Here is a 22,454-nt window from a genome sequence, read left to right as displayed (position 1 = left end):
AAAGCTTGTCCCCCGGCCCGGCGCGGGTCATATGACCGGACAGCAGTGGGCGTGAAATGGCCCTCACTTCATGCAAGAATCCGCCATGCCCTCGCCGTCCATCGCAAAAACCGCCGGGTTCTCGGTCGTGGAGCTCGCGATTCGCCGCCCGTACACGTTCATCGTGATGGCGATGCTGATCGTGCTCGCCACGCCGCTGGCGCTGAAGAACATGCCGACGGACATCTTTCCCGAGATCGATATCCCGGTGTTGAGCCTCATCTGGAACTACCGGGGCCTCAATGCCCAGGAGATGGGCCAGCGCATCGCCGGGCAGACCGAGCGCAGCCTTACCACCACGGTAAGCGACATCGAGCACATCGAATCCACGTCGCTTGCCGGCACCACGGTCATCAAGGTCTTCTTCCAGCCCACCGCCAACATCCAGACGGCGCTCGCGCAGGTGGTGGCCATCGCGCAGACCCAGGTGCGGCAACTCCCCCCGGGCACCACGCCGCCGCTCATCATCAAGTACTCGGCCTCGAGCATCCCCGTGATGCAGCTCGCCCTCTCCAGCCCGACGCTGCCCGAGCAAGCCGTCTTCGACGCGGCCGTGAACCAGCTCCGTCCACAGCTCGTGACCATCCCCGGGGCGGCGATACCCTGGCCCTACGGCGGCAAGCAACGGCTGATCTCCGTGGACCTGGACTTGAAGGCGCTGCAGGCCCAGGGTCTCGCGCCCGCCGACGTCGTGAATGCGCTGACCGTGCAGAACCTGGTGCTGCCCTCGGGAACGGCGAAACTCGGCAACATCGAGTACAACGTGACGCTGGATGCCTCCCCCGAGGCGATCATGGATCTCGCCGACCTGCCGATCCGCAGCGTGAGCGGGGTGACCACCTACCTGCGCGACGTGGCCAACGTGCGCGACGGCTTCAGCCCCCAGACCAACATCGTGCGCCGCGACGGCGAGCGCGGGGTGCTGCTCTCCATCCTCAAGAGCGGTGGCGCGTCCACGCTGGACATCGTGGACAACCTGCGCCGGATCCTGCCGCGTGCCTCCCAGTTGTTGCCGGAGGACGTAAAGGTCACGCCGCTCTTCGACCAGTCGGTGTTCGTGAAGTCGGCCGTGAAGACGGTCGTGCTCGAGGCGCTGATCGCAGCCGGCCTCACCGCGCTTCTCGTGCTGCTCTTTCTCGGCAACTGGAAGAGCACCTTCATCGTCGCGGTGACGATACCGCTGTCGCTGCTTGCCTCCATCCTCATGCTGCGCGTGCTGGGCGAGACGCTGAACATCATGACCCTCGGCGGCCTCGCGCTCGCGGTGGGAATCCTCGTGGACCTGGCGATCGTCACCATCGAGAACATCGAGCGCCACCTGCACCACGGCACGCCCCTGCACGAGGCAATCCTCCACGGCGCCAACGAGATCGGCGTGCCCGCCTTCGTCTCGACGCTGTGCATCTGCATCGTCTTCGTGCCCATGTTCTTCCTCACCGGCGTGGCCCGGTTCCTGTTCGTCCCGATGGCCATGTCCGTGGTCTTCGCCATGGCGATGGCCTACATCCTGTCGCGCACGCTGGTGCCCACGCTGATGATGCTGATGATGGGGAAGAAGCGCGCGACTCCCCTCCCGTCCCCTCGCAAGGCAGGCGGCGCATTCCATCGTCTCCACCTTGCCTTCGACCGCCAGTTCGAACGCGCCCGGTCCGCCTACGCCGCCACGCTCGAAGCGGTCCTCACCCGTCGCGCGCTCTTCGGCGGCGCCTTCCTCCTCTTCACGCTCCTCTCCTGCGCCCTGTACCCGTTCCTGGGGAGGGACTTCTTCCCGAAAGTGGACGGCGGGCAGGTCCGGCTGCATTTCCGCGCGCCCACGGGCACCCGCATCGAGGAGACCGCACAGGTCGCCGGCCGAATCGAGACCGAGATCCGCAAGCTCATTCCGGCCGCCGAGCTGGACACCATCCTCGACAACCTGGGCGTGCCCAACAGCAGCATCAACCTCTCGTACAGCAACGCGGGCACCATCGGCACGCTGGACGGCGAGATCCTGATGTCGCTCAAGGAGGGCCACCGCCCCACCGACGAGTGGGTGACGCTCCTGCGCCGCGAGCTGCCGCCCCGCTTCCCGGGCATCGAGTTCTTCTTCCAGCCGGCGGACATGGTCACGCAGATCCTGAATTTCGGCCTGCCCGCGGCGATCAACGTGCAGTTCGCCGGGCCGCAGCTCGCGCAGAACGCCACGCTCGCCGCGGAGCTCACCCGCAGGATCCGCGCGATCCCCGGGGCCGTGGACGTGCACATCCACCAGCGCTTCGACAATCCGGGCATCGACCTCACCATCGACCGCACCAAGCTCCAGCAGATGGGACTCTCGGCCCAGAACGTCGGGCAGAACCTGCTGCTCGCGCTGGCCGGCAGCGGGCAGACGGCGCCCGCCTACTGGCTGAACCCCAGGAACGGCGTGGTCTACAACATCGCGGTGCAGACGCCGGACTACAACGTCGATTCGCTCGACGCCCTCCTGAACATTCCCGTGGCGGGCGCAGACGGAGACGGTCGCAGCACGCAACTCCTCGGCAACCTCGTGCAGTCGCGCCCGAAGAAGGACCCGGCCGTGGTCTCGCGCTACGACCTGCTGCCCGTGGTCGAGATCTTCGTGAGCGTGCAGGGAACCGATCTCGCGAGCGTCGCCTCGCAGGTGCAGGCGCTGGTGGACGAGACGCGCGCGAAGCTTCCGCGCGGCAGCCGCCTCGAGATGCGCGGGCAGGTGCAGACCATGAACGAATCGTTCAAGGGCCTGCTCATCGGCCTCGCCATGGCGATCGTGCTGGTGTTCCTGCTGATCGTCGTGAACTTCCAGTCGTGGACGGACGCGCTCATCATCGTGGCGGCCCTGCCCGCGGCGCTTGCCGGCATCGCCTGGACGCTCTTCATCACCGGCACGACGCATTCGGTGCCGGCCCTCACCGGCGCGATCATGACGATGGGGGTCGCGACGGCGAACTCGATCCTGCTGCTGTCCTTTGCGCGGGAGCGCATTGCGGCGGGTATCGCTCCCGCGGCGGCGGCGCTGGACGCCGGCGCCACGCGCCTGCGACCCGTGCTCATGACGGCGCTCGCGATGATCATCGGCATGGCGCCCATGGCCCTGGGGATCGGGGAAGGCGCGGAGCAGAACGCCCCTCTCGGGCGCGCGGTGATCGGGGGGCTGCTTTTCGCCACCGTCTCGACGCTGTTCTTCGTGCCGGTGGTTTTCGCCGCCGTGCGCGAGCGCCTCGCGCCAAGCGGCGCCTCGATGGGCGACGGCTACGCCGAAGAATTGCGGGAGGAGACCTGATGGCGCAAGACGAAGCGCGCAAGGTGGTGCGACGCGCGAAGATCGTGGCGATCGTCGTTGTCGTGGCGCTGGCGATCGGCGCGGGGCGCACGCTCTTCGTGCGCAACTCCAGCGCCCGCGCGCTCGTGGCCGAGACCGCGGCGATGGCGAAAATCTACGTGAAGGTGGCCACGCCCACCATCGGTGGCGCGGACACCACGCTCACCCTGCCCGGAACGCTGCAGGGCGCGGTGCAGTCGCCGATCTCCGCGCGCGCGAGTGGGTACGTGAAGCGCTGGACGCGCGACATCGGCAGCCGCGTCGAAAAGGGCGAGCTGCTCGCGCAGATCGAGAGCCCCGAGATCGACCAGCAACTTTTGCAGGCGGTTGCGGCGCAGCAGCAGGCCGAGGTGAGCCTCGAGCTGGCGAAGAGCACTGCCAGACGGTGGGAAGAGTTGCGCCGCACCGGCATGGTGCCGCAGCAGCAACTCGAAGAGCGCCGCAGCGCCGAGGCGCAGGCGCAGGCGAACCTCGCCGCCTCCGCCGCCAACGTGGAGCGGCTTCGCCAGCTCCAGGGCTTCAACCGCGTCACCGCCCCCTTTGCGGGCGTGATCACCAAGCGCAACGTGAACGTGGGCGACCTCATCGACGCGGGAGGCGCGCGTGCCATGTTCGTCCTCACGCAGACCGATCCGCTGCGCGTGTACGTGGACGTGCCGCAGTCCTATGCCCACCTGGTAAAGATCGGCCAGGCGGTGACGATCGCGCAGGCCGAGCTTCGCGGCAGGAAATTCAATGGCCAGGTGGCGCGCACCTCGGCCTCCCTCGACTCCGCCACCCGCACGATGCAGGTGGAGGTGGCCCTTCCCAATCGCGACGGCGCGCTGCTTCCCGGCGCCTACGTGCAAGTGCTGCTGCCATTGAAAGGTGCGCAAGGCATGATGATCCCTACCAATGCGCTCATGTTCCGCGGGGATGGGATACGCGTGGCCACGGTCGACGATGCCGGGCGGGTGAAGCTCGTGCCGATCAGGGTGGGGCGCAATCTCGGCGAACGGATCGAGGTGGTGGATGGGCTGGCTGGGCGGGAGCGGTTGGTGCTGAATCCGCCGGATTCGCTCACCGAGGGGGACGCAGTAGCCGTTTCGATCGATTCGATCAGGTAAGTCCGACAGGCTGCTGGCGATGGGCTACCCGAGCATCCGCTTGAGCTCTCCGCTCGCGTGGAGCCTCTCCAGGTCGCTCGCCCCACCGACCAGCACGCCCTTCGCGAACACCATCGGAAACGTCTGCCATCCCGTCCACATCTTGAGGGCTAGTCGCCGCCGCCACTGCGAGAAGTAGCTGCCGTACTCGAGATACTGGTACGGTATCCCGGCCGCATCGAGGATCTTGCGCGCTTTCCTCGGGAACGGATTCTGCGCCATGCCCACCACGACCACGCCCTTACCCGCGACCGCCGCCTGCACTTCGCGCACGATGTCCGAGTGGTCGTTGGCAATCGTTTCCCGGATCGCGGGGTGGATGTGGTCTTCGTCGAGAATGCTGCGTCCCATGGCTTTTCTTCCTTTGTGATTGAGCGAGACCATGAACGATATCGTGTTCCAGCCCGCACGCAAGCTCGCGCGCCTTCTTCGAGCCCGCAAGCTCTCCTGCGTGGAGGTGATGAAGGCCTACATCGCGCAGGTCGAGCGCGTGAACCCGAAAGTGAACGCCATCGTGACCTTCCTCCCGGAGGATGCGCTCAAGGAGGCCGGGAAGGTCGATGCGAAGCGGGCAAGGTCGAAGGGGGCGGACCCCATCGGAGTGCTTGCCGGTCTTCCGATCGCCTACAAGGACATGATTGCGACGAAGGGTATCCGCACCACCTTCGGCTCGCCCATCTACACGGGCAACATTCCCGCCGAGGATCACGTCCTCGTCGAACGCCTGAAGGCCGCCGGTGCGATCACGCTCGGCAAGACCAACACGCCGGAGTTCGCCTCGGGCAGCCAGACCTTCAACTAGGTCTTCGGCACGACGCTCAACCCGTGGGACCTCACCAGGACCTGCGGCGGCTCCTCGGGCGGCGCCGCGGTGGCGGTGGCGTGCGGGATGCTGCCTTTCGCGGATGGCTCGGACCTCGGCGGCAGCCTGCGCAACCCCGGAAACTTCAACAACGTCGTGGGATTCAGGCCCACGCCGGGGCGCGTTCCCTACTACCCGGCGGTCGACGCGTGGGCCAGCCTCGCGGTGCTGGGCCCCATCGCGCGCACGGTGGACGACGCGGCGTTTCTCCTTTCCGCGATGGCGGGACCGGACATCCGCTCGCCGATCAGCATGACTGAACCGGGTTCGGTCTTCGCGAGACCGCTCAAGCGCGATTTCCGCAAGGTGCGCATCGCGTGGTCGCGCAACCTGGGGGGCCTGCCCGTCGATCCGCGCGTCACCGCGGTCCTCGAGAAGCAGCGCACGGTTTTCGAGAACCTGGGTTGCATCGTCGAGGAGGCCGAGCCCGATCTCGCCGGCGCCGACGAGGTCTTCCAGGTCCTGCGCGCACTGGGCTACGTGCAGCGATACGGCGCGCTCCTCGAGAAGAACCGTGCCCTCATGAAGGACACCGTGGTCTGGAACATCGAGCAGGGCCTCGCGATGGATGCCATGCGCGTTGCCAAGGCAATGGCCCTGCGCTCCGACATCTACCGGCGCATGCGCGAATTCCTGGAGCGCTACGAGTACCTGTGCCTGCCGGTGAACCAGGTGCCGCCCTTTCCGGCCACGCAGCCCTACGTCGACACGATCAACGGCGTGAAGCTTGCGAGCTACATCGACTGGATGAAGACGGCCTGCCACATCACCGTCACGAGCCACCCCGCGATCTCGGTGCCCGCCGGATTCACGCACGACGATCCGCCGCTCCCCGTGGGCCTGCAGATCGTGGGACGCTACCGGGACGATTTCGGCGTGCTGCAGATGGCGAACGCCTTCGAACAGGAGGCACGCGCGGGCTGCGGAGAAATCGGCTCCAGTTCCATCCGGATACGTGCTCTCATGCCTGAGGTGGCCCGACCCCAGGTCGTTCCACCCATCACGCGGGGAGGTGCCGGACATGGCGCAGGACAACGGGGAAGGGCGTAATTCCGCGGCAGCCGTGAACGCTGTCGCCGGGTTCCTGAATACCCGGCGAGGCATGACCATCGCCGGGTGGGCCCTGCTCTTCGTCGCCCTGTGGTGGCCGACGCCCTGGGGTGCCAAAGGGTCGGAAGGCCAGGCCGTGTCGTCGGGCTTGTACGCCTTCGCCAACCTGATGCGGCCCGAGGAATTTCCGGACTCGGCCTACGGATTCCTGCCGCGCTCGCTGGTGATCGGCGTGGCGTTCTTCACGAACCTCCTGTTTCTCTTCGGCGTGTGGTTTCGCGACAACGCCGCCCCATCGCGAGCTTTCCTGGGATTCCTGATCGGCGCCGTCGTCGTCGACCTGGCGGTGGCATTCATCCTGAGGGATTTCGCGCGGATGCCCGGCTACTGGATATGGGTCGCTGCGGTCGCGGCGATCATGTGGGCATTCGTCGCACGGCCGGCGACGGGGCAGGCACCGCCCGGCTATGCGAAAGCGCAGTTGATCGCGGTCCGTGGCCGGAGCGAAGGCCGCACGGGCCTGCCCGACATCGTGTGGGTCTGGATCGGATGGGCCGTGTTCTGGATCGCCATCAGCGGGCTCGCGCACTGGGTGACGCCGGAAGCGGCGAAGGCTCCGGACGAGGTGGCCTCGCGGCCGGTGAAGGCCACGGCGCTCGCCGGTTATGTGAACGATTTCGCCGGGGTACTCCGGCTGGACACCGTGGAACGTCTCGGCGCGTCCCTCGCGAAATTCGAGAAGGAGACGTCGACCCAGGTCGCGGTGGCCCTTTATGCGCAGCTGCCCGACGTTCCCGTCGAGGAGTTCACGATCAACGTCGCGGAGCTGTCGCGACTCGGCCGCAAGGGGCTCGACAACGGCGCCATCCTGTCGGTCTTCGCGAAGGACAAGGTCGCCCGCGTGGAAGTCGGCTATGGCCTCGAGGGGACGCTCACCGACGCGCAGTCGCATCGCATCCTCGAATCGGTCCTCGCGCCGGCATGGAACGGGGGCGATCGCGAAAAGGCCGTCGAAGAAACGCTTTCCGCGGTCATGGCCTCGGTGCGGGATGACTTCCAGGCGGGAAGAATGCCGGGCCGGCTCGCCGTCTTCTGGCGTCAGCTCACCGTGGAGGTTCCCCGGTTCGCGAAGGCCCTGCTGCCGATCCTGGTCGCGATTCCGACGGACGGGCGATTCGGCATTTCATTCTTCGGCACCTTCCTGCTCCTGGGCATCTGGGACGGCTTCGTCCAGACGCTCCAGGTCGCGCGCAACCTGTTCATCGCCGTACGCAACCTGCGGGCGGGCAAGCCGCTGTCTGCGGGAACGCAATCGATACGGTTCGGCTCCATCATCGACACGCTGAAGGTGGCGCTCTTCTTCGGATTCATCGCCTACGTCCTCGTGGGCATCGTCGTGATCGCGGGCGGCGGCGCGTTCGGCAGCGCAGGCGCGACGCTCCACTGGTGACGAACATGGGTCTCGCAGGGTAGGCGCATCGAAGCGACGGACACGACGCTTCTCTCTGGTTTCAAGGACGACGTCGTGGGCCACTGAGGGCCGGTGCGCACCGAAGCGCGCCGGCGCGCGTTCCGGAGATGCTCGCGACCAAACCGGGCGGCGGATTGCTCGACCGGCTGATCGTGGAGGAGTACCGTCGCGATGGGCCCATTACGCTCACGCTGGACCGGAAGTTGGCTGCCTGGCCGCAGGCACGCCGCTTGCCGTTCCCTCACCCCAACCCCCTGCCCCGGGAAAGGGGTTGGGGTGGAGGGGAATGGACATGAATGAACCATGGCGAGGAATCAAATGACGTTTCGCACCAAGTATCTCGACTACGCCGAACTCTCCGGCCAGCTTTCCGCGTGGTCGAAGGCGTATCCGGACATCGTCCGGCTGACCTCGATCGGGCGAAGCGAGGAGGGGCGCGAAATCCCCCTTCTCACGATCGGCCGCAACGCGCACGACGCGGGCCCCGCGGTGTGGATCGACGGCAACATGCATGCCTCCGAGCTTTGCGGCTCGAGCGTGGCGCTCGCCATGGCGGAGGACATTCTCGCCATCCATCAGGGCAGGAACGAGGCGGGCGGCAAGGCCTTGCCGGCGCACATGGCGGACGCGATCCGGGAGGCGCTCTTCTACATCGTTCCGCGCGTCTCCCCCGACGGCGCGGAGGAGGTGCTCAAGAAGGGGCGCTACCTGCGCTCCAGCCCGATGAACGACCGCATCAACAAGGGCCACGCATACTGGGAGGCGGCCGATATCGACGGTGACGGCGAGGCCACCTACATGCGCCAGGTGTCGCCCGATGGCGAGCTGGTCGAACTGCGCGGCGAGGACGGCACGCCGCTCGATCCCCCGGTGATGGTGCCGCGCGGTCCCGAGGATGAGGGGCCCTACTACAAGCTCTATCCCGAAGGGCGCATCGTCAACTTCGACGGCCGGCGCATCCCGGACCCGTATTTCCTGTCCGACAACCTCTACGACTTCAACCGCAACTTCCCCTACCGGTGGGAGGCCGAGCCCAAGCAGGAGGGTGCGGGCCACTTCCCGGGCAGCGCGGCCGAGACGCGGGCGATCCTGGAGTTCGCGGCGAAGCACCCGAACATCTTCACCTGGCTCAATCTGCACACATTCGGCGGCGTGCTCATCCGGCCGATGGGTGATGCGCCCGACCACAAGATGGACCAGTCCGACCTGGCGATCTTCCGCCAGGTCGAGGCGTGGATGACGCAGCACACGGGCTACGCCTCGGTGAGCGGCTTCCACGAGTTCCTCTACGAGCCGGAAAAGCCCCTCTACGGCGACATCACCGAATACGCCTACCACCAGAGAGGGTGCATCGCGTACGTGGTCGAGCTGTGGGATCTCTTCAAGCAGCTCGGCATCGCGCGCATGAAGCCCTTCGTGGACCACTACACGCACCTGGAGCGCAAGGACTATGTCGCGCTCGCGAAATTCGATCGCGAACAGAACCAGGGCCGCATCTTCAAGCGCTGGCGCAAGGCGAAGCACCCGCAGCTGGGCGACGTCGAAGTGGGCGGGTTCGACGCTCGCGTGGGCATCTCCAACCCTCCGTACGAAAGGCTGGCGCAGACGTGCGCCACGCAGAGCGCCGCGTTCCTGCGCGTGGCGGCGCTCGTGCCCCGGGTTTCGGTGGAGGTGGTCAGCCACGAGAAGGCGGGCGCGGGCCACACGCGCATCGAACTGCGCGTGGCAAACAGCGGCTACCTGGGCACCTACGGGCTGTCGTCCGCGAAGAAACTCGCGCACGCGGAGCCGCTTCGCCTCACCGCGCAGGGCGAGGGCCTCACGTTCGTGGCGCCCGCGGAGTCGATCATCGAGATCGGCCACCTCGACGGCTGGGGCAGCGGCCTTTACGCCGGCACCAACATCTTCTTCCCCTGGACGCGCGGCAACGTGCATGAGAAGTTCGTCACGTTCGTCGTCAAGGGGCGCGGACGCCTGAACGTCAAGGTGGGCAGTTGCCGCGTGGGATACCGGACGCTCGAGGTCGACGTCGGCTGACGAGCGCCGAACGCCGGCCCATTCCCGTTGCATCAGCGCCGGCACGAATGCTTGCTTGACCCCCATCAATTCTCCCGCCGATACGCGGGCTAGGATTGAGAAACACCAGGTCGCCTGAACGCCGCGTCCCGTGGCGCCCTCAGGGGATCCCGAGGAGGCTGCCATGACAACCCCTCGTCACCGGAGCGACGAATTTCCCGCCGCCGCCGCCCGGTATTCCCGCCGCGAATTCCTGAGCAACACCGGCGCTGCCTTTGCCGGTGCGGCGATCATCTTGCCGGGGCTTATCCCGGCGGCGACGGCCGCGGCGCCTGCGATGGCTCCCGAACAGGTGCGGCTGCTGCCGGCGCCTGCGAAGGAAGGCGGCATGCCGCTCATGCAAGCGCTGTCGCTGCGCCGCTCCACGCGCGAATTCTCCAATCGCCGGATACCCGAGCAGGTGCTGTCCGACCTCCTGTGGGCTGCCTACGGGGTCAACCGCGCCAGCGGCGACCGCACGGCGCCCAGCTGGCGCCACATTGCCGTGATCGACGTCTACGCGGCCATGGAGGACGGGTTGTGGCTGTATGACCCGAAGCGCCACGCGCTCCTGCCGCACCCGGCGGGCGACATCCGCGCGCAGACCGGGCAGCAGGACTTCGTGCGCACCGCGCCCCTCAACCTCGTGTACGTGGCGAACGGCGCGCGCATGTCGGAGCTCACGCCGGAGAACTGCAAGCTCTTCTGCTCGGTCGACAGCGCGTTCACGGGCCAGAACGTGTACCTCTACTGCGCCTGCGCGGGGCTCGCCACGGTCTTCCGGGGCGCGGTGGATTACGCGAAGCTCGCGCGGGCGATGCGGCTGGACGAGGACCAGTTCGTCACCTTCGCGCAGACGGTGGGGTACCCGAAGGAAGCGTAGCCGCAACCCTCACCCCCGGCCTGTCCAGCGCCGGGCGAACCCTCGCGATCGGCAGGCTCCTCCTTCCTCGGGGAGTGGGGTGGAGGTGAGGGGTATCCTGTGCGCTCGATGGAGCCACGAGCCGACTCTCCGTACGCAGCCTTCCGCCTGGTGGTCACGCTCGCCATCATGACCATCGGCGCCAGTGTCATGTACGTGGTGCCGGTGGTGTTGCCGGCGGTACAGGCGGAATTCGGCGTGGTGCGGGCCGATGCCTCGATGCCCTATTCGCTCCTGATGATCGGCATGGGCGTGGGCGGCGTACTCATGGGCCGGCTTGCGGATCGCTTCGGGGTGATGGTGCCGCTTCTCGTCGGTTCGACCTGCATCGGCCTGGGCTATGTCGGCGCCGCGTTCGCGGACGACATCCACCTCTTCAACCTTCTGCACGGCGTGGTATTGGGGTTCCTCGGCATTTCCGCCACCTTCTCGCCGCTGCTCGCGGACACCTCGCTGTGGTGGGTCAAGCGACGCGGCATCGCGGTCGCGGTTTGCGCGAGCGGCAATTACCTGGGCGGTGCCATCTGGCCTCCGGTGGTGCAGCACTTCGTCGAGACAGTGGGATGGCGGCAGGGCTACATCTGGATGGGCATTTTCTGCGGCGTCTCGATGACGGTGCTGGCGCTCCTGCTCCACAAGCGGCCGCCGGAAGCCGTTGCCTCCACTGCGCCGTCGAACGGCACCTCGTCGCCCGATCGGCCTTTCGGGCTCACGCCCCACGCCGCGCTCGCGCTGCTGATGATCGCGGGGACAGCGTGCTGCGTGGCCATGTCGATGCCGCAGGTGCACATCGTCGCCTACTGCGGCGATCTCGGCTACGGCGCGGCCCGCGGGGCGCAGATGCTCTCCCTGATGCTCGGCTTCGGCATCGTGAGCCGCCTCGTTTCCGGGTGGATCTGCGACCACATCGGCGGGCTGCGCACGCTGCTGCTGGGTTCCTTCCTGCAGATGGTGGCACTGGCGCTCTTCCTGCCTTTCGACGGGCTCGTGCCGCTGTACGTCATTTCCATCCTCTTCGGGCTCTTCCAGGGCGGCATCGTGCCCTCCTACGCGATCATCGTCCGCGAGCATTTCCCGGCGCGCGAGGCCGGCGCGTGCACGGGGGCCGTGATCATGTGCACCCTCCTGGGCATGGCGCTGGGCGGGTGGATGTCGGGGAAGATCTTCGACCTCACGGGGTCGTACCACGCAGCGTTCCTGAACGGCATCGCGTGGAATCTCGTGAACCTGGCCATCGCGGCCTTTCTCTGGAAACGAGCGCGGCTGGCAGGGGTGGAAAAATGGCCCCATTCCCATCCCGGCCCTCGCCGGCCGCACAGGGAGACGTCATGACCTCGAAATCGACCACTGCCGCGCTCGCCAACCTCAAGGTCGTCGAGATGGGCACGCTCATCGCCGGCCCCTACTGCGCGCGCCTGCTCGCCGAATTCGGTGCCGACGTGATCAAGATCGAGTCGCCGGGCGAGGGCGACCCGCTTCGCAAATGGCGCCAGCTCCACGAGGGCAATTCGCTCTGGTGGTACGCCCAGGCGCGCAACAAGAAATCGATCGCCGTGAACCTGAAGGCGCCCGAAGGTCAGCAGGTGGTGCGGGATCTCGTCGCCACGGCGGACATCGTGGTGGAGAACTTCCGTCCGGGCACGATGGAGAAGTGGGGCCTGGGCTACGACGCGCTCTCGAAAGCCAATCCGGGCCTCGTGATGGTGCGGCTCTCCGGCTTCGGCCAGACCGGCCCGTACAAGGATCGTCCCGGCTTCGGCGCCATTGGCGAATCGATGGGCGGCATGCGCCATATCACCGGCTACCCGGACCGCGCGCCGGTCCGCGTGGGCATCTCCATCGGCGATTCGCTCGCAGCCCTGTTCGGCGTCATCGGGGCACTCACGGCCATCCACCACCGCGCCACCTCGGGCACGGGGCAGGTGGTCGATGTGGCGCTCTACGAGGCGGTGTTCGCGATGATGGAATCCACGCTTCCGGAATACGGGATGGGCGGCAACGTTCGCGAGCGTACCGGCTCGGCCCTGCCCGGCATCGTGCCATCGAACACCTACCGGTGCGGCGACGGGAAGTATGTCGTCATCGGCGCGAATGCCGATTCCATCTTCAAGCGGATGATGAAGGTCATCGGCCGGCCCGACCTCGCGGACGATCCCTCGCTCGCCGGCAACGCCGGGCGGGTGAAGCGCACGGAGGAACTCGATCGTGCCATCGGCGAGTGGACCGCCACGGTCGATCTCGACGGGGCGCTCGCGGTGCTGGAGAAGGCCGAGGTGCCCTCGGGCCGCATCTATTCGATCGCCGACATCGCCGCCGACCTGCACTACCAGGCACGCGGCATGATCGAGCGCCACAAGCTGGGCGAGGAGGACCTGCTGCTGCCCGGCATCGTGCCGAAGCTCTCCGCCACGCCCGGAGAGACGAAGTGGATCGGGCCGAAGCTGGGGGCGCATACCGACGAGGTGCTGCGCGCCATCGGCTACGACGACGCGCGTCTTCAATCCCTGCGCACGGCCGGCGTCGTATCCTGAAGGGGACAGGTATCGGGTTCTCCGGAACCGCCTCCGGAAATCAGCCGGAGTTGCGAAGGCCGGCGGCCAGCCCGTTGATGGTGAGGTGGATGCCGCGGTGCACCTTCTGCTCGGAATCCCCGGCGCGGTAGCGCTTGAGGAGCTCCACCTGCAGGTGGTTCAGGGGATCGAGGTAGGGGAAGCGGTTGCGGATCGAGCGCGCGAGAGCGGGGTTTTTCTCGAGGAAACCCTTGCTCGCGGTGATGGTGAGGAAGGCCTTCACCGTGAAATCCATCTCGCTGCGGATGCGCCCGAAGATCTCGTCCGCCTGGTTCGCATCCGGCACCAGTTCCTTGTAGCGCGCGGCCACGGACAGGTCTGCCTTGGCGAGCAGCATCTCCAGGTTGGACAGCATGGCGCCGAAGAACGGCCACTCGCGCCACATCTCCTGCAGCAGCGCCCGGCCCTTGTCCCCGCGCCTGGCGATGAACGCTTCCACGGCGCTGCCCAGCCCGTACCACCCCGGCAGCATCACGCGGCACTGCGCCCAGGAGAACACCCAGGGAATCGCGCGCAGGTCCTCGATCCTCTGCGAGGGCTTGCGCGAGGCCGGGCGCGAGCCGATGTTGAGTTCGGCTATCTCGCGGATCGGGGTGGAAGCGCGGAAGTACTCCACGAATCCGGGCGTCTCGTACACGAGCCCGCGGTACGCCGCCATGGCCGACCTGGAAATCTCCTCCATCGCCGCGTGGTATTCCGCATGCTCCTCACGCGGCGCCTCGTCCAGGGTTGCGCGCACCGTGGCGGCAACGAGCGCTTCGAGGTTTCTCCTGCCGATGTCGCGGTTGGCGTACTTGCCCGCGATCACCTCGCCCTGTTCCGTGAGCCGCAATTCGCCCTGCACGCTTCCCGGCGGCTGCGCGAGGATCGCCTCGTACGAGGGTCCGCCGCCGCGCCCCACGGTGCCACCGCGTCCGTGGAAGAAGCGAAGGCGCACGCGCGCTTCGCGGTACACCGCCACCAGCTCCGCCTCCGCCTTGTAGAGCTCCCAGTTGGAGGTGACGTAGCCGCCGTCCTTGTTGCTGTCGGAGTAGCCGAGCATCACTTCCTGCACGCCACCGAGACAGGCCACCATCGACTTCGCCTCTGGCAGCGCGAACCACGCGCGCATCGTCGCGGGCGCCTGGCGAAGGTCGTCGATCGTCTCGAAGAGCGGCACGATCTGCAGCTTCGAGACCGGTTTCCCGCCCGGGACGACGAGACCCGCCTCCTTGAGCATCACCGCCACTTCCAGCAGGTCCGAAACACTCTCGGCCTTGGAGATCACGTACTGGCGGATCGACTCCGGCCCCAGCGAGGCGTGCACCCTGGCTGCCGCGCTGACGATGGCGAGTTCTTCCTTCGTCAGGTCCGAGTAGTCCGCGAACGGGGAGCGCAAGGGTCGCGGCGTGGCCAGCTCGGCGAGCAGGACCTTCTGCCGCGCGGCCTCCTCCAGCGCGAGGTAATCGGGCGCCACGCGAGCCACGCGCAGCAATTCGGCGACCACCTGCTCGTGAACGTCCGCGTTCTGCCGCAGGTCCACCGTGGCGAGGTGGAATCCGAAGGTGCGCACCGCGCGCCGCAGGTGGCGCAGGCGCCCGTCGGCCAGCATGGCCGCGTTGCCGGCGCGAAGGCTTTCGTCGACCACCTCCAGGTCGGCGGCGAACGCCTGCGCATCCGCGTACGGCTCGCCCTTTCCCACTGCCGTGCGGTGCTCGCGCTTGAGCCCCAAGTCCGCGGCCGTCGCCGCCAGCCGCGCGAACATGCCCGTCAGCGCCCGGCGATACGGCTCGTCCTGCCGGAAGGGCGACCGGTCGGAGGACTGCTCCACGAGAGCCTTCATCGCGGGAGTCAGCCGGATCAGCAGCCCGGAAATGGGCAGCGCCGCCCCGAGCGCATGCACCTCCCGGAAATAGTGGTCGAAGGCGATCTCCGCCTGCCGGCGAAAGGCGTGCTCGAGCATCTCGGCGGTGACGAAGGGATTGCCATCGCGGTCGCCGCCTACCCAGCTGCCGATGGAAAGGACCGTGGGCAAGGCGGGAGCCGGCGCGTCGCCCGGAAGCTGCGCCACCGAGTCCTCGATGTCGCCATGGATGCGCGGCACGGCATCGATGAACGTGTAGTCGAAGTAGGCGAGCGCGTTCTCGATCTCGTCCTTCACCCCCAGCTTCACGGCGCGCAGCATTCGCGTCTGCCAGAGGGTGGCCACCAGCCGGCGAAGCTCCCCTTCGGCTGCCGTGCGCTCCTCCTCCAGCAGGTCGGCGCTGTCGAGCCGGGCCAGCCCATCCGCGATGGCGAGCTGGATGTCCAGCGTGCTGCGGCGCTGCACTTCCGTGGGGTGGGCGGTGAGGACGGGGGTGACGCGCACTTCCGAGAGCGTGGCCATGCCCTCGGCCCGCGTCGTGCCGCGCTCGAGCGCGTCGGCGAAGAGCCCGCGCAGCGTCGAGGCAAGCGGCTTCGACCCCTGGCGGCGGTTCTCGCGCTGGCGCCGGATGTGGTGCCGGTCCTCGGCGATGTTGGCGAGCAGCGAGAAGTAGCTGAACGCCCGCACCACCACGACTGCCTGGTCGTCGGTCAGGTCATCCAGGGTGTCGGCAAGGGAGCGGCGCGAGGTCACGTCCTCCAGCCGGCGGCTCGCCACGGCAAGCTGGCGCAGGGTCTCGATGAGCGCGTAGGTGGCCTCGCCCTCGTGCAGTTTGAGGGTATCGCCGAGGATGCGCCCCAGCAGCCGGATGTCCGCGGTGAGCGCGGCGTCCTTGTCGAGTGTGCCCATGGCGCCAAGCTTCGCCGAATCGCGGGGTAAAATCCACCTTTCCGGACCCGGGCTCCCCATGCGCCTCCACATCAACGACGTCGCTGTTCGCGACGGATTCCAGATGGAGAAGACCTTCATCCCGACGGCGACGAAGGTCTCGCTCATCGACGAACTGTCGCGCACGGGCCTGCACAAGATCGAGGTGACCTCCTTCGTGAGCCCCAGGGCCATTCCGGCCCTCGCGGACGCAAACGAGGTGCTCGCGGGCATCGAACGCGTGCCGGGCGTGGTGTACGTGGCCCTGGTGCCCAATCTCCGGGGCGTGCAGAATGCGGCCGCCACCGCGAGGAAGCCGGACGAGGTGAACGGCGTCATGTCGGCCTCGGAATCGCACAATCGCGCCAATATCAACCGCTCCCACGAGCAGTCCCTGGCCGATCTGCCGACGATGGTGCGGGCGGCGCACGAGGCCGGGATCAGGATGACGATGAGCCTGTCCACCACCTTCGGTTGCCCCTTCGAGGGCAAGGTGGACGAGAGCGCGGTGCTGCGCTTCGTCGAGGCCTTCCGGGCCGCGGGCGTGGACGGCATCTCGCTCGCGGACACCACCGGCATGGCCAATCCCCGGCAGGTGGAGGCGCTCACGGCGCGCGTGCTCGACCGCTTCCCCGGCACGGACGACGCGTTCTACACGCTGCACTTCCACAACACGCGCGGCATGGGCCTCGCGAACGTGATCGCGGGCATCGAGGCGGGCGTTCGCTCCTTCGACGGATCCGTCTCCGGCCTGGGTGGCTGCCCCTTCGCGCCCGGTGCCACCGGCAACATCTGCACCGAGGACATGGTCAACATGCTCCAGGACATGGGCCACGACACCGGCGTGGATCTCGACAGACTCATCGCCGCTTCCCGCCGCATACCCGGTATCGTGGGGCACGACACGCCCGGCCAGGTGGCCAAGGCCGGCAAGAGCCTGGAGCGGCACGACCTTCCCGAAACCCTCAAGGGCTGACCGATGAAAAGACTGCTGCTTGCCTCGCTGCTTGCCTGCGCACTTCCGGCTGCCGCGGGGGATTTTCCGTTGCTCGGCTCGCTCAGCCAGAGCCAGTTCCGGAGCCTTTCGGAGGACCTGGGCGCCGCGCTCTCGTACAAGGGGGTCACGCCCGCGACACCGCTGGGGCTCACGGGCTTCGATATCGGGCTCGAAGTCTCGGCCACGGAAGTGACGAATTCCGGTGTCTTCAGCCTCGCAGGCAACGGTTCGCCCGACTACATCGCGGTGCCCAAGCTGCACATCTACAAGGGCCTGCCCGGTGGCTTCGACATCGGGGCCTTCGTGGGCGCGGCATCCAACGTGAATGCGACGGTGTTCGGCCTCGACGCGCGGTATGCGGTGCTCGCCGATGGCATCACCACGCCGGCGGTCGCGTTGCGCGCCTCGGGCACGGTTTCCTCGGACATGGGCGGGGTCAGGATCTCGACGCTTGCCGCGGACGTCATGGTATCCAAGGTGTTCACGGTCGCGACGCCGTACATCGGCGCGGGCGTGGTGCGCACCGCCGCGGAGGCCAACGGCACGTCCCTCTCCGACGAGCAATTCAGCAAGAGCCGCGTCTTCGTCGGCCTCAACGTGAACCTCGCCATCCTGAACCTTGCCTTCGAGGTGGAAAAGCTGGGCAGCAACAACACGCTATCGGCCAAGGCCGGCTGGCGCTTCTAGCAATGTAACAATGGGGTCAGGTTCGCGAACCTGACCCCATTGTTACATCGAACAACGAGAGGAGAAGCAGGATGAAGCGGATGCTGAAGATGCTCGCGGCCCTTGCCATGGGGACGATGGTCGCGCTCACCGCCGGGGCGCAGGCGCCGGAGAAGAAGAAAATCACGATCGCGGTCGGCGGCAAGAGCCTCTTCTACTACCTGCCGCTGTCGGTGGCCGAGCGCAAGGGCTACTTCAGGGAAGAGGGCCTCGAAGTCGAGATTCCCGACTTTGCCGGCGGCGCCAAGGCGTTGCAGGCGCTGGTGGGCGGCTCGGCGGACATGGTCTCGGGCGCCTACGAGCACACCATCAACATGGCGGCGAAGAAGCAGCCCATCAAGGCAGTCGTGCTGCAGGCCAAATACAGCTCCATCGTGCTGCTGCTGCCCAGGGACAAGGCGGCGAAGTACAAGGGGCCGGCCGACCTCAAGGGGCTGAAGGTGGGCGTCTCCGCCCCGGGCTCCTCGACCAACATGTTCGTGAACAACATTCTCGCCAAGGGCGGCTTCAAGCCCACCGACATCGCCGTGGTCGGGGTGGGCACGGGCTCGGGCGCCGTCGCCGCGATGGAAAAGGGCGAGATCGACGCGATCTCCAACCTCGACCCGGTCATCACCCAGCTCGAGGCGACCGGCAAGTACGTCGCGGTGGCCGACAGCCGCACCGAGAAGGGCATGAACGAGATCTACGGCGGCGACTACCACGCGAGCGTGATCTACATCACCGACGAGTTCATCAGGAAGAACCCGAACACGGTGCAGGCGGTGGTGAACGCGATGGTGCGCGCCGATCGCTGGATCGCGAAGGCCACGCCGCAGGAAATCGTCGACCTGATGCCGGATGCCTACAAGGCCGGCAATCCCTCGCTGTACAAGGCGGGGTTGCTCAAGAACATGGTCGGGTATTCCGAGGACGGGCAGATGTCGATGAAGGCCGCGCAGAACGTGTACAAGGTGCTCAAGCAGTTCGAGCCCTCGGTGATCGCGGCGGGCGATTCGATCAAGCTCGACCAGACCTTCGACAATTCATTCGCCCGCAAGGCCGCCGCCAAATACAGATGAGAGACGGCGGGCAGCCAGGGGCACCGGGAGCCGTGTTCGAGCGGACGGGCTCGGTCCGCCGCTCAACACGAGCCGGCTAGGGATCCACGGCGCGATGACCGCATCCGTATCGCTGGAAAAGGTCACCTGCACTTTCGCCGCGCGGGGCGGGGAAGGAAGTTACACGGCGGTCAGGGACGTCGACCTTTCCATTGCGCCCGGCGAGTTCGTCTCCGTCGTGGGCCCCACGGGCTGCGGGAAGTCCACGCTGCTCAACGTCGCGGCGGGGTTGCTCAAGCCCTCCTCCGGCTCGGTGAAGATCCACGGCGAGCCGCTCTCCGGCATCAACCGCCACGCCGGCTACATGTTCCAGACCGAGGCGCTCATGCCGTGGAGAAGCGCCCTGGGCAACGTGACGGCCGGGCTGCAGTTCCGCGGCGAGGAGCCGGAATCGGCGCGCGCCAGGGGCGAGGCCTGGCTCGAGCGCGTGGGCCTGGCCGGCTTCGGAGACCGCTATCCGCACCAGCTCTCCGGCGGCATGAGGAAGCGCGTCTGCCTCGCACAGATGCTGATCCTCGACCCGCAGATCCTGCTCATGGACGAGCCCTTTTCCGCGCTCGACGTGCAGACGCGCCAGCTGATGGAGAACGAGTTGCTGGAGCTGTGGAGCGCGAACCGCAAGAGCGTCATCTTCATCACGCACGATCTCGAGGAGGCCATCAGCCTCTCGGACCGGGTCGTGGTGCTCTCCGCGGGCCCTGCCACGCACCCCATCGGTGAATACAGGGTCGACCTGCCGCGCCCGCGCGACGTGTCGGAGATCCGCCTCACGCCGCGCTTCATCAAGCTGCACGAAGGGATCTGGCACGCCATGAAGGGCGAGGTGCTCAAGGGCTACGCGCAGACGCGCAACAGGACGACGGCATGAGGAAGAAGCTCTGGATCTGGCAGACCATCCTCCTCGTCCTCCTCTTCGGATTCTGGCACGTGGCCACGCACCCGGACCTCATCCCGCCCTTCGTGTGGGACAACCCCAACCGCGCCGCCTTCTTCTTCGGCGAGCCGGTGAAGATCTTCCAGGTGATCGGGGTGTGGTTCACGGGCGGCGAGATCTACCCGCACCTGTGGGTGACGCTGCAGGAGACGGCGCTCGCCTTCGTGATCGGCTCGGTCGCGGGGCTGGTGATCGGGCTGTGGCTGGGCCTCACGCCCTTCGCCTCGGCGCTCCTGGACCCCTACATCAAGGCCATGAACGCCATGCCGCGCGTGGTGCTGGCGCCCATCTTCATGGTGTGGTTCGGGCTGGGCATCTGGTCGAAGGTGGCGCTGGGCGTGACCCTCGTCTTCTTCATCGTCTTCTTCAACGTGTTCCAGGGCGTGAAGGAAGTGAGCCCCGTGGTCCTCAGCAACGCGACGATGCTGGGCGCCTCGCGGCGGCAGCTCCTGCGCTACGTGTACCTGCCCTCTGCGACCTCGTGGGTATTTTCCAGCCTGCACACGTCGGTCGGCATGGCTTTCGTCGGCGCGGTGGTGGGCGAATACCTCGGCAGCGCCAAGGGCGTGGGCTATCTCATCCACATGGCCGAGGGGTCCTTCGACATCAACACGGTGTACGCGGGGATCCTCGTGCTCACGATCTTTGCGCTCGTGCTCGACTTCGCGGTTTCGTTCGCGGAGAAGCGGCTGCTCGTCTGGCGCCCGACGCAGGGCGAGACGGAGCCGCAGCTCTAGCCGGCAGGCGCCGATTCCCGCCATCACGAAAAGCGGCCTGAAACCCGTGCCTGCCCCATGAGGCAAGCGAGCTTCGGGCAGGGATGTTCGACAACCGGAGAAAATAGCGTGAACCACAAGCTTGCAATACTCGTCATGTCGCTTTCGACCGCGCCCGGCCTGGCATCGGCCGCGGATACTGGGCAGCTGCCCTGCCGCACAACCGCCGAGTGCACCGAGCAGGCGGCGAAGATCGGCGCGTTCGTCCCTGCGCCGAACGCCTCGGCCAACACGACCAGCAAGATCGACCAGGCCGAGGACCAGTTCTACTGGTTGAACAAGATCAACAAGGCCTCCTCGGTCATGCTGGTCGAGGAAGGGATCCTGCCGCGCGACATGGGCCGCAAAATCGCCGGGGGCGTGAACCACACGATCGCGCAGGCTGCCGCGCCCGGCGGCAAGCGTCCCAGCGACGTACTGCAGATCGAGGCGATCATCACGGACTCGATCGGCCCGGACGCATCCCTGATCCACGCCGGACGCAGCCGCCAGGACATGTACGCGACCTACCGGATGGCGAGGCTACGCAACCAGGTGCTCGATTTCTCCGACGCCCTGAATGCCATGCGCGAGCGCGTACTCGTGGCAGCCGCGAAGAACGTGAACACGATCGTGCCCGCCTACACCAACGGGGTCCAGGCCCAGCCCATCAGCTATGCCCACTATCTGCTGGCGTACGAAGCCTCCTTCGATCGCGACGCGCAGCGCATCCACGACCTGTACAGGAGGCTCAATCGCAGCGCGATGGGAACCGCGGTTCTTGCCAACTCCAGCTGGCCGCTCAACCGCAGGCGCATGGCCGAACTCCTGGGCTTCGACGGCATCATCGAGAACTCCCTGGACTCGAGCCAGGTCAGTCCCTCCGACGTCGCGCTGGAGGCCACGGGCATCGCGTCTTCCACGGCCATTCGGCTGGGCGTCATCCTGCAGGACATCCATACGCAGTATCACCAGACCCGGCCCTGGATGCTGCTGCAGGAAGGGTCCACCTACACCAGCAGCGCGATGCCGCAGAAGCGCAACCCCGGCCTCATCATGCGTGCGCGTGAGGCGGCTTCCAACGTGGTGGGCCTGGCGCAGACGGTCACGATCCGGGGCCATAACGTCACGACCGGCATGACCGACTACAAGGAACCCGCGGCCGAGATCGGCTTCTTTGCGCAAGCCGTGAAGATGATCACCGCCACCAACGCGGTCCTGGATGCCCTGACGGTCAATCCCAGGCGCTCGCTGGAAGAGCTCGAGGACGACTGGACCACCTCGATGGAGCTTGCCGAGACGCTGCAGAAGGACCACCAGATTCCCTTCCGCGTCGGCCACAGCTTTGCCTCGTCCATGGTCACCTTCGCCCGGAACAACGGTCTGCGCCCGAGGGACTTCCCCTACGCGAAGGCCGTGGAGCTCTATGCGCTGGCCATCACGAAGTACAAGCTGCCCGACACGCGGCTGCCGATCAAGGAGGCCGAACTGCGGCAGGTCCTGTCGTCCGAATACATGGTGAAGAGCCGCGTGGGAGTCGGCGGACCGCAGCCGGCGGAGGTCGAGCGAATGCTGGGCGAAGCGCAGGCGACGTTGAAGGCCGACAAGTCGTGGATGCAGAGCACCCGGCAGGGCCTGAAGGACGCCGATGCGAAACTCGACAAGGCATTTGCCCGGTTGCTGGCCGACCCGTGAGCCTTGAATTCGGCTGGCACCGCTACACCGGGGCCGGATCGGCA

Annotated in this window: 15 protein-coding genes and 1 pseudogene; 14 read left to right on the top strand and 2 right to left on the bottom strand. The window is 67.0% G+C overall.

Features of this window, described 5'->3' with window-relative positions; all coding sequences use genetic code 11:
* Positions 1 to 85: 85 nt before the first annotated feature.
* Complete coding sequence (locus IPP91_08575) at positions 86 to 3,319, top strand: efflux RND transporter permease subunit (GenBank protein ID MBL0142121.1); 3,234 nt, start codon at positions 86 to 88, stop codon at positions 3,317 to 3,319.
* Positions 3,319 to 4,464, top strand: a complete 1,146-nt coding sequence (locus IPP91_08570) for an efflux RND transporter periplasmic adaptor subunit (GenBank protein MBL0142120.1) — start codon at positions 3,319 to 3,321, stop codon at positions 4,462 to 4,464. Before IPP91_08575 ends, IPP91_08570 begins: the two co-directional genes overlap by 1 nt.
* 24 nt (positions 4,465 to 4,488) lie before the next feature.
* Here IPP91_08570 and IPP91_08565 read toward each other — a convergent pair whose 3' ends face one another.
* Positions 4,489 to 4,854, bottom strand: coding sequence for a glutaredoxin (locus IPP91_08565; protein ID MBL0142119.1), 366 nt, complete (start codon positions 4,852 to 4,854; stop codon positions 4,489 to 4,491).
* 31 nt (positions 4,855 to 4,885) lie between these two features.
* Between IPP91_08565 and IPP91_08560 the strand changes: the two are divergent.
* The 6 genes and pseudogenes from IPP91_08560 (at position 4,886) to IPP91_08535 (ending at position 13,394) form a co-directional block, all read left to right on the top strand.
* Positions 4,886 to 6,415 (top strand): annotated as a pseudogene (locus IPP91_08560) (amidase).
* A 13-nt stretch (positions 6,416 to 6,428) separates the two neighbouring features.
* Positions 6,429 to 7,865, top strand: coding sequence for a TPM domain-containing protein (locus IPP91_08555; protein ID MBL0142118.1), 1,437 nt, complete (start codon positions 6,429 to 6,431; stop codon positions 7,863 to 7,865).
* 324 nt (positions 7,866 to 8,189) lie between these two features.
* Positions 8,190 to 9,923, top strand: a complete 1,734-nt coding sequence (locus tag IPP91_08550) for a peptidase M14 (protein MBL0142117.1) — start codon at positions 8,190 to 8,192, stop codon at positions 9,921 to 9,923.
* Between the two features lie 163 nt (positions 9,924 to 10,086).
* Entirely contained in the window at positions 10,087 to 10,824 is a 738-nt protein-coding gene (locus tag IPP91_08545) for a SagB/ThcOx family dehydrogenase (protein MBL0142116.1), read from the top strand.
* Positions 10,825 to 10,932: 108 nt separating this feature from the next.
* Entirely contained in the window at positions 10,933 to 12,195 is a 1,263-nt protein-coding gene (locus IPP91_08540) for an MFS transporter (GenBank protein ID MBL0142115.1), read from the top strand.
* Positions 12,192 to 13,394, top strand: a complete 1,203-nt coding sequence (locus tag IPP91_08535; protein MBL0142114.1) for a CoA transferase — start codon at positions 12,192 to 12,194, stop codon at positions 13,392 to 13,394. Before IPP91_08540 ends, IPP91_08535 begins: the two co-directional genes overlap by 4 nt.
* Before the next feature lie 40 nt (positions 13,395 to 13,434).
* Here the strand turns inward: IPP91_08535 and ppc are convergent, their stop codons facing one another.
* On the bottom strand, positions 13,435 to 16,185 hold the full coding sequence (gene ppc / locus IPP91_08530; GenBank protein ID MBL0142113.1) for a phosphoenolpyruvate carboxylase: 2,751 nt from the start codon (positions 16,183 to 16,185) through the stop codon (positions 13,435 to 13,437).
* Between the two features lie 58 nt (positions 16,186 to 16,243).
* Between ppc and IPP91_08525 the strand changes: the two genes are divergently transcribed.
* The 6 genes from IPP91_08525 (at position 16,244) to IPP91_08500 (ending at position 22,410) form a co-directional block, all read left to right on the top strand.
* Positions 16,244 to 17,179, top strand: a complete 936-nt coding sequence (locus tag IPP91_08525; GenBank protein ID MBL0142112.1) for a hydroxymethylglutaryl-CoA lyase — start codon at positions 16,244 to 16,246, stop codon at positions 17,177 to 17,179.
* A gap of 3 nt (positions 17,180 to 17,182) precedes the next feature.
* On the top strand, positions 17,183 to 17,887 hold the full coding sequence (locus IPP91_08520; protein ID MBL0142111.1) for a hypothetical protein: 705 nt from the start codon (positions 17,183 to 17,185) through the stop codon (positions 17,885 to 17,887).
* 71 nt (positions 17,888 to 17,958) lie between these two features.
* Positions 17,959 to 18,987 carry an ABC transporter substrate-binding protein gene (locus tag IPP91_08515; protein ID MBL0142110.1) on the top strand — a complete coding sequence of 343 codons (1,029 nt, stop codon included), beginning with the start codon at positions 17,959 to 17,961 and terminating at the stop codon, positions 18,985 to 18,987.
* 94 nt (positions 18,988 to 19,081) lie between these two features.
* Positions 19,082 to 19,894 (top strand): ABC transporter ATP-binding protein, encoded by an 813-nt coding sequence (locus tag IPP91_08510; GenBank protein ID MBL0142109.1) that lies wholly within the window; start codon positions 19,082 to 19,084, stop codon positions 19,892 to 19,894.
* Complete coding sequence (locus IPP91_08505; GenBank protein ID MBL0142108.1) at positions 19,891 to 20,697, top strand: ABC transporter permease; 807 nt, start codon at positions 19,891 to 19,893, stop codon at positions 20,695 to 20,697. The genes IPP91_08510 and IPP91_08505 overlap by 4 nt, the downstream gene beginning before the upstream one ends.
* A gap of 57 nt (positions 20,698 to 20,754) precedes the next feature.
* Positions 20,755 to 22,410 carry an argininosuccinate lyase gene (locus IPP91_08500; protein ID MBL0142107.1) on the top strand — a complete coding sequence of 552 codons (1,656 nt, stop codon included), beginning with the start codon at positions 20,755 to 20,757 and terminating at the stop codon, positions 22,408 to 22,410.
* The last annotated feature ends 44 nt before the right edge of the window (positions 22,411 to 22,454 follow it).

Source organism: Betaproteobacteria bacterium, assembly GCA_016720855.1.
Taxonomy (GTDB): domain Bacteria; phylum Pseudomonadota; class Gammaproteobacteria; order Burkholderiales; family Usitatibacteraceae; genus FEB-7.
This window is presented reverse-complemented; position numbering and strand designations above follow the sequence as displayed.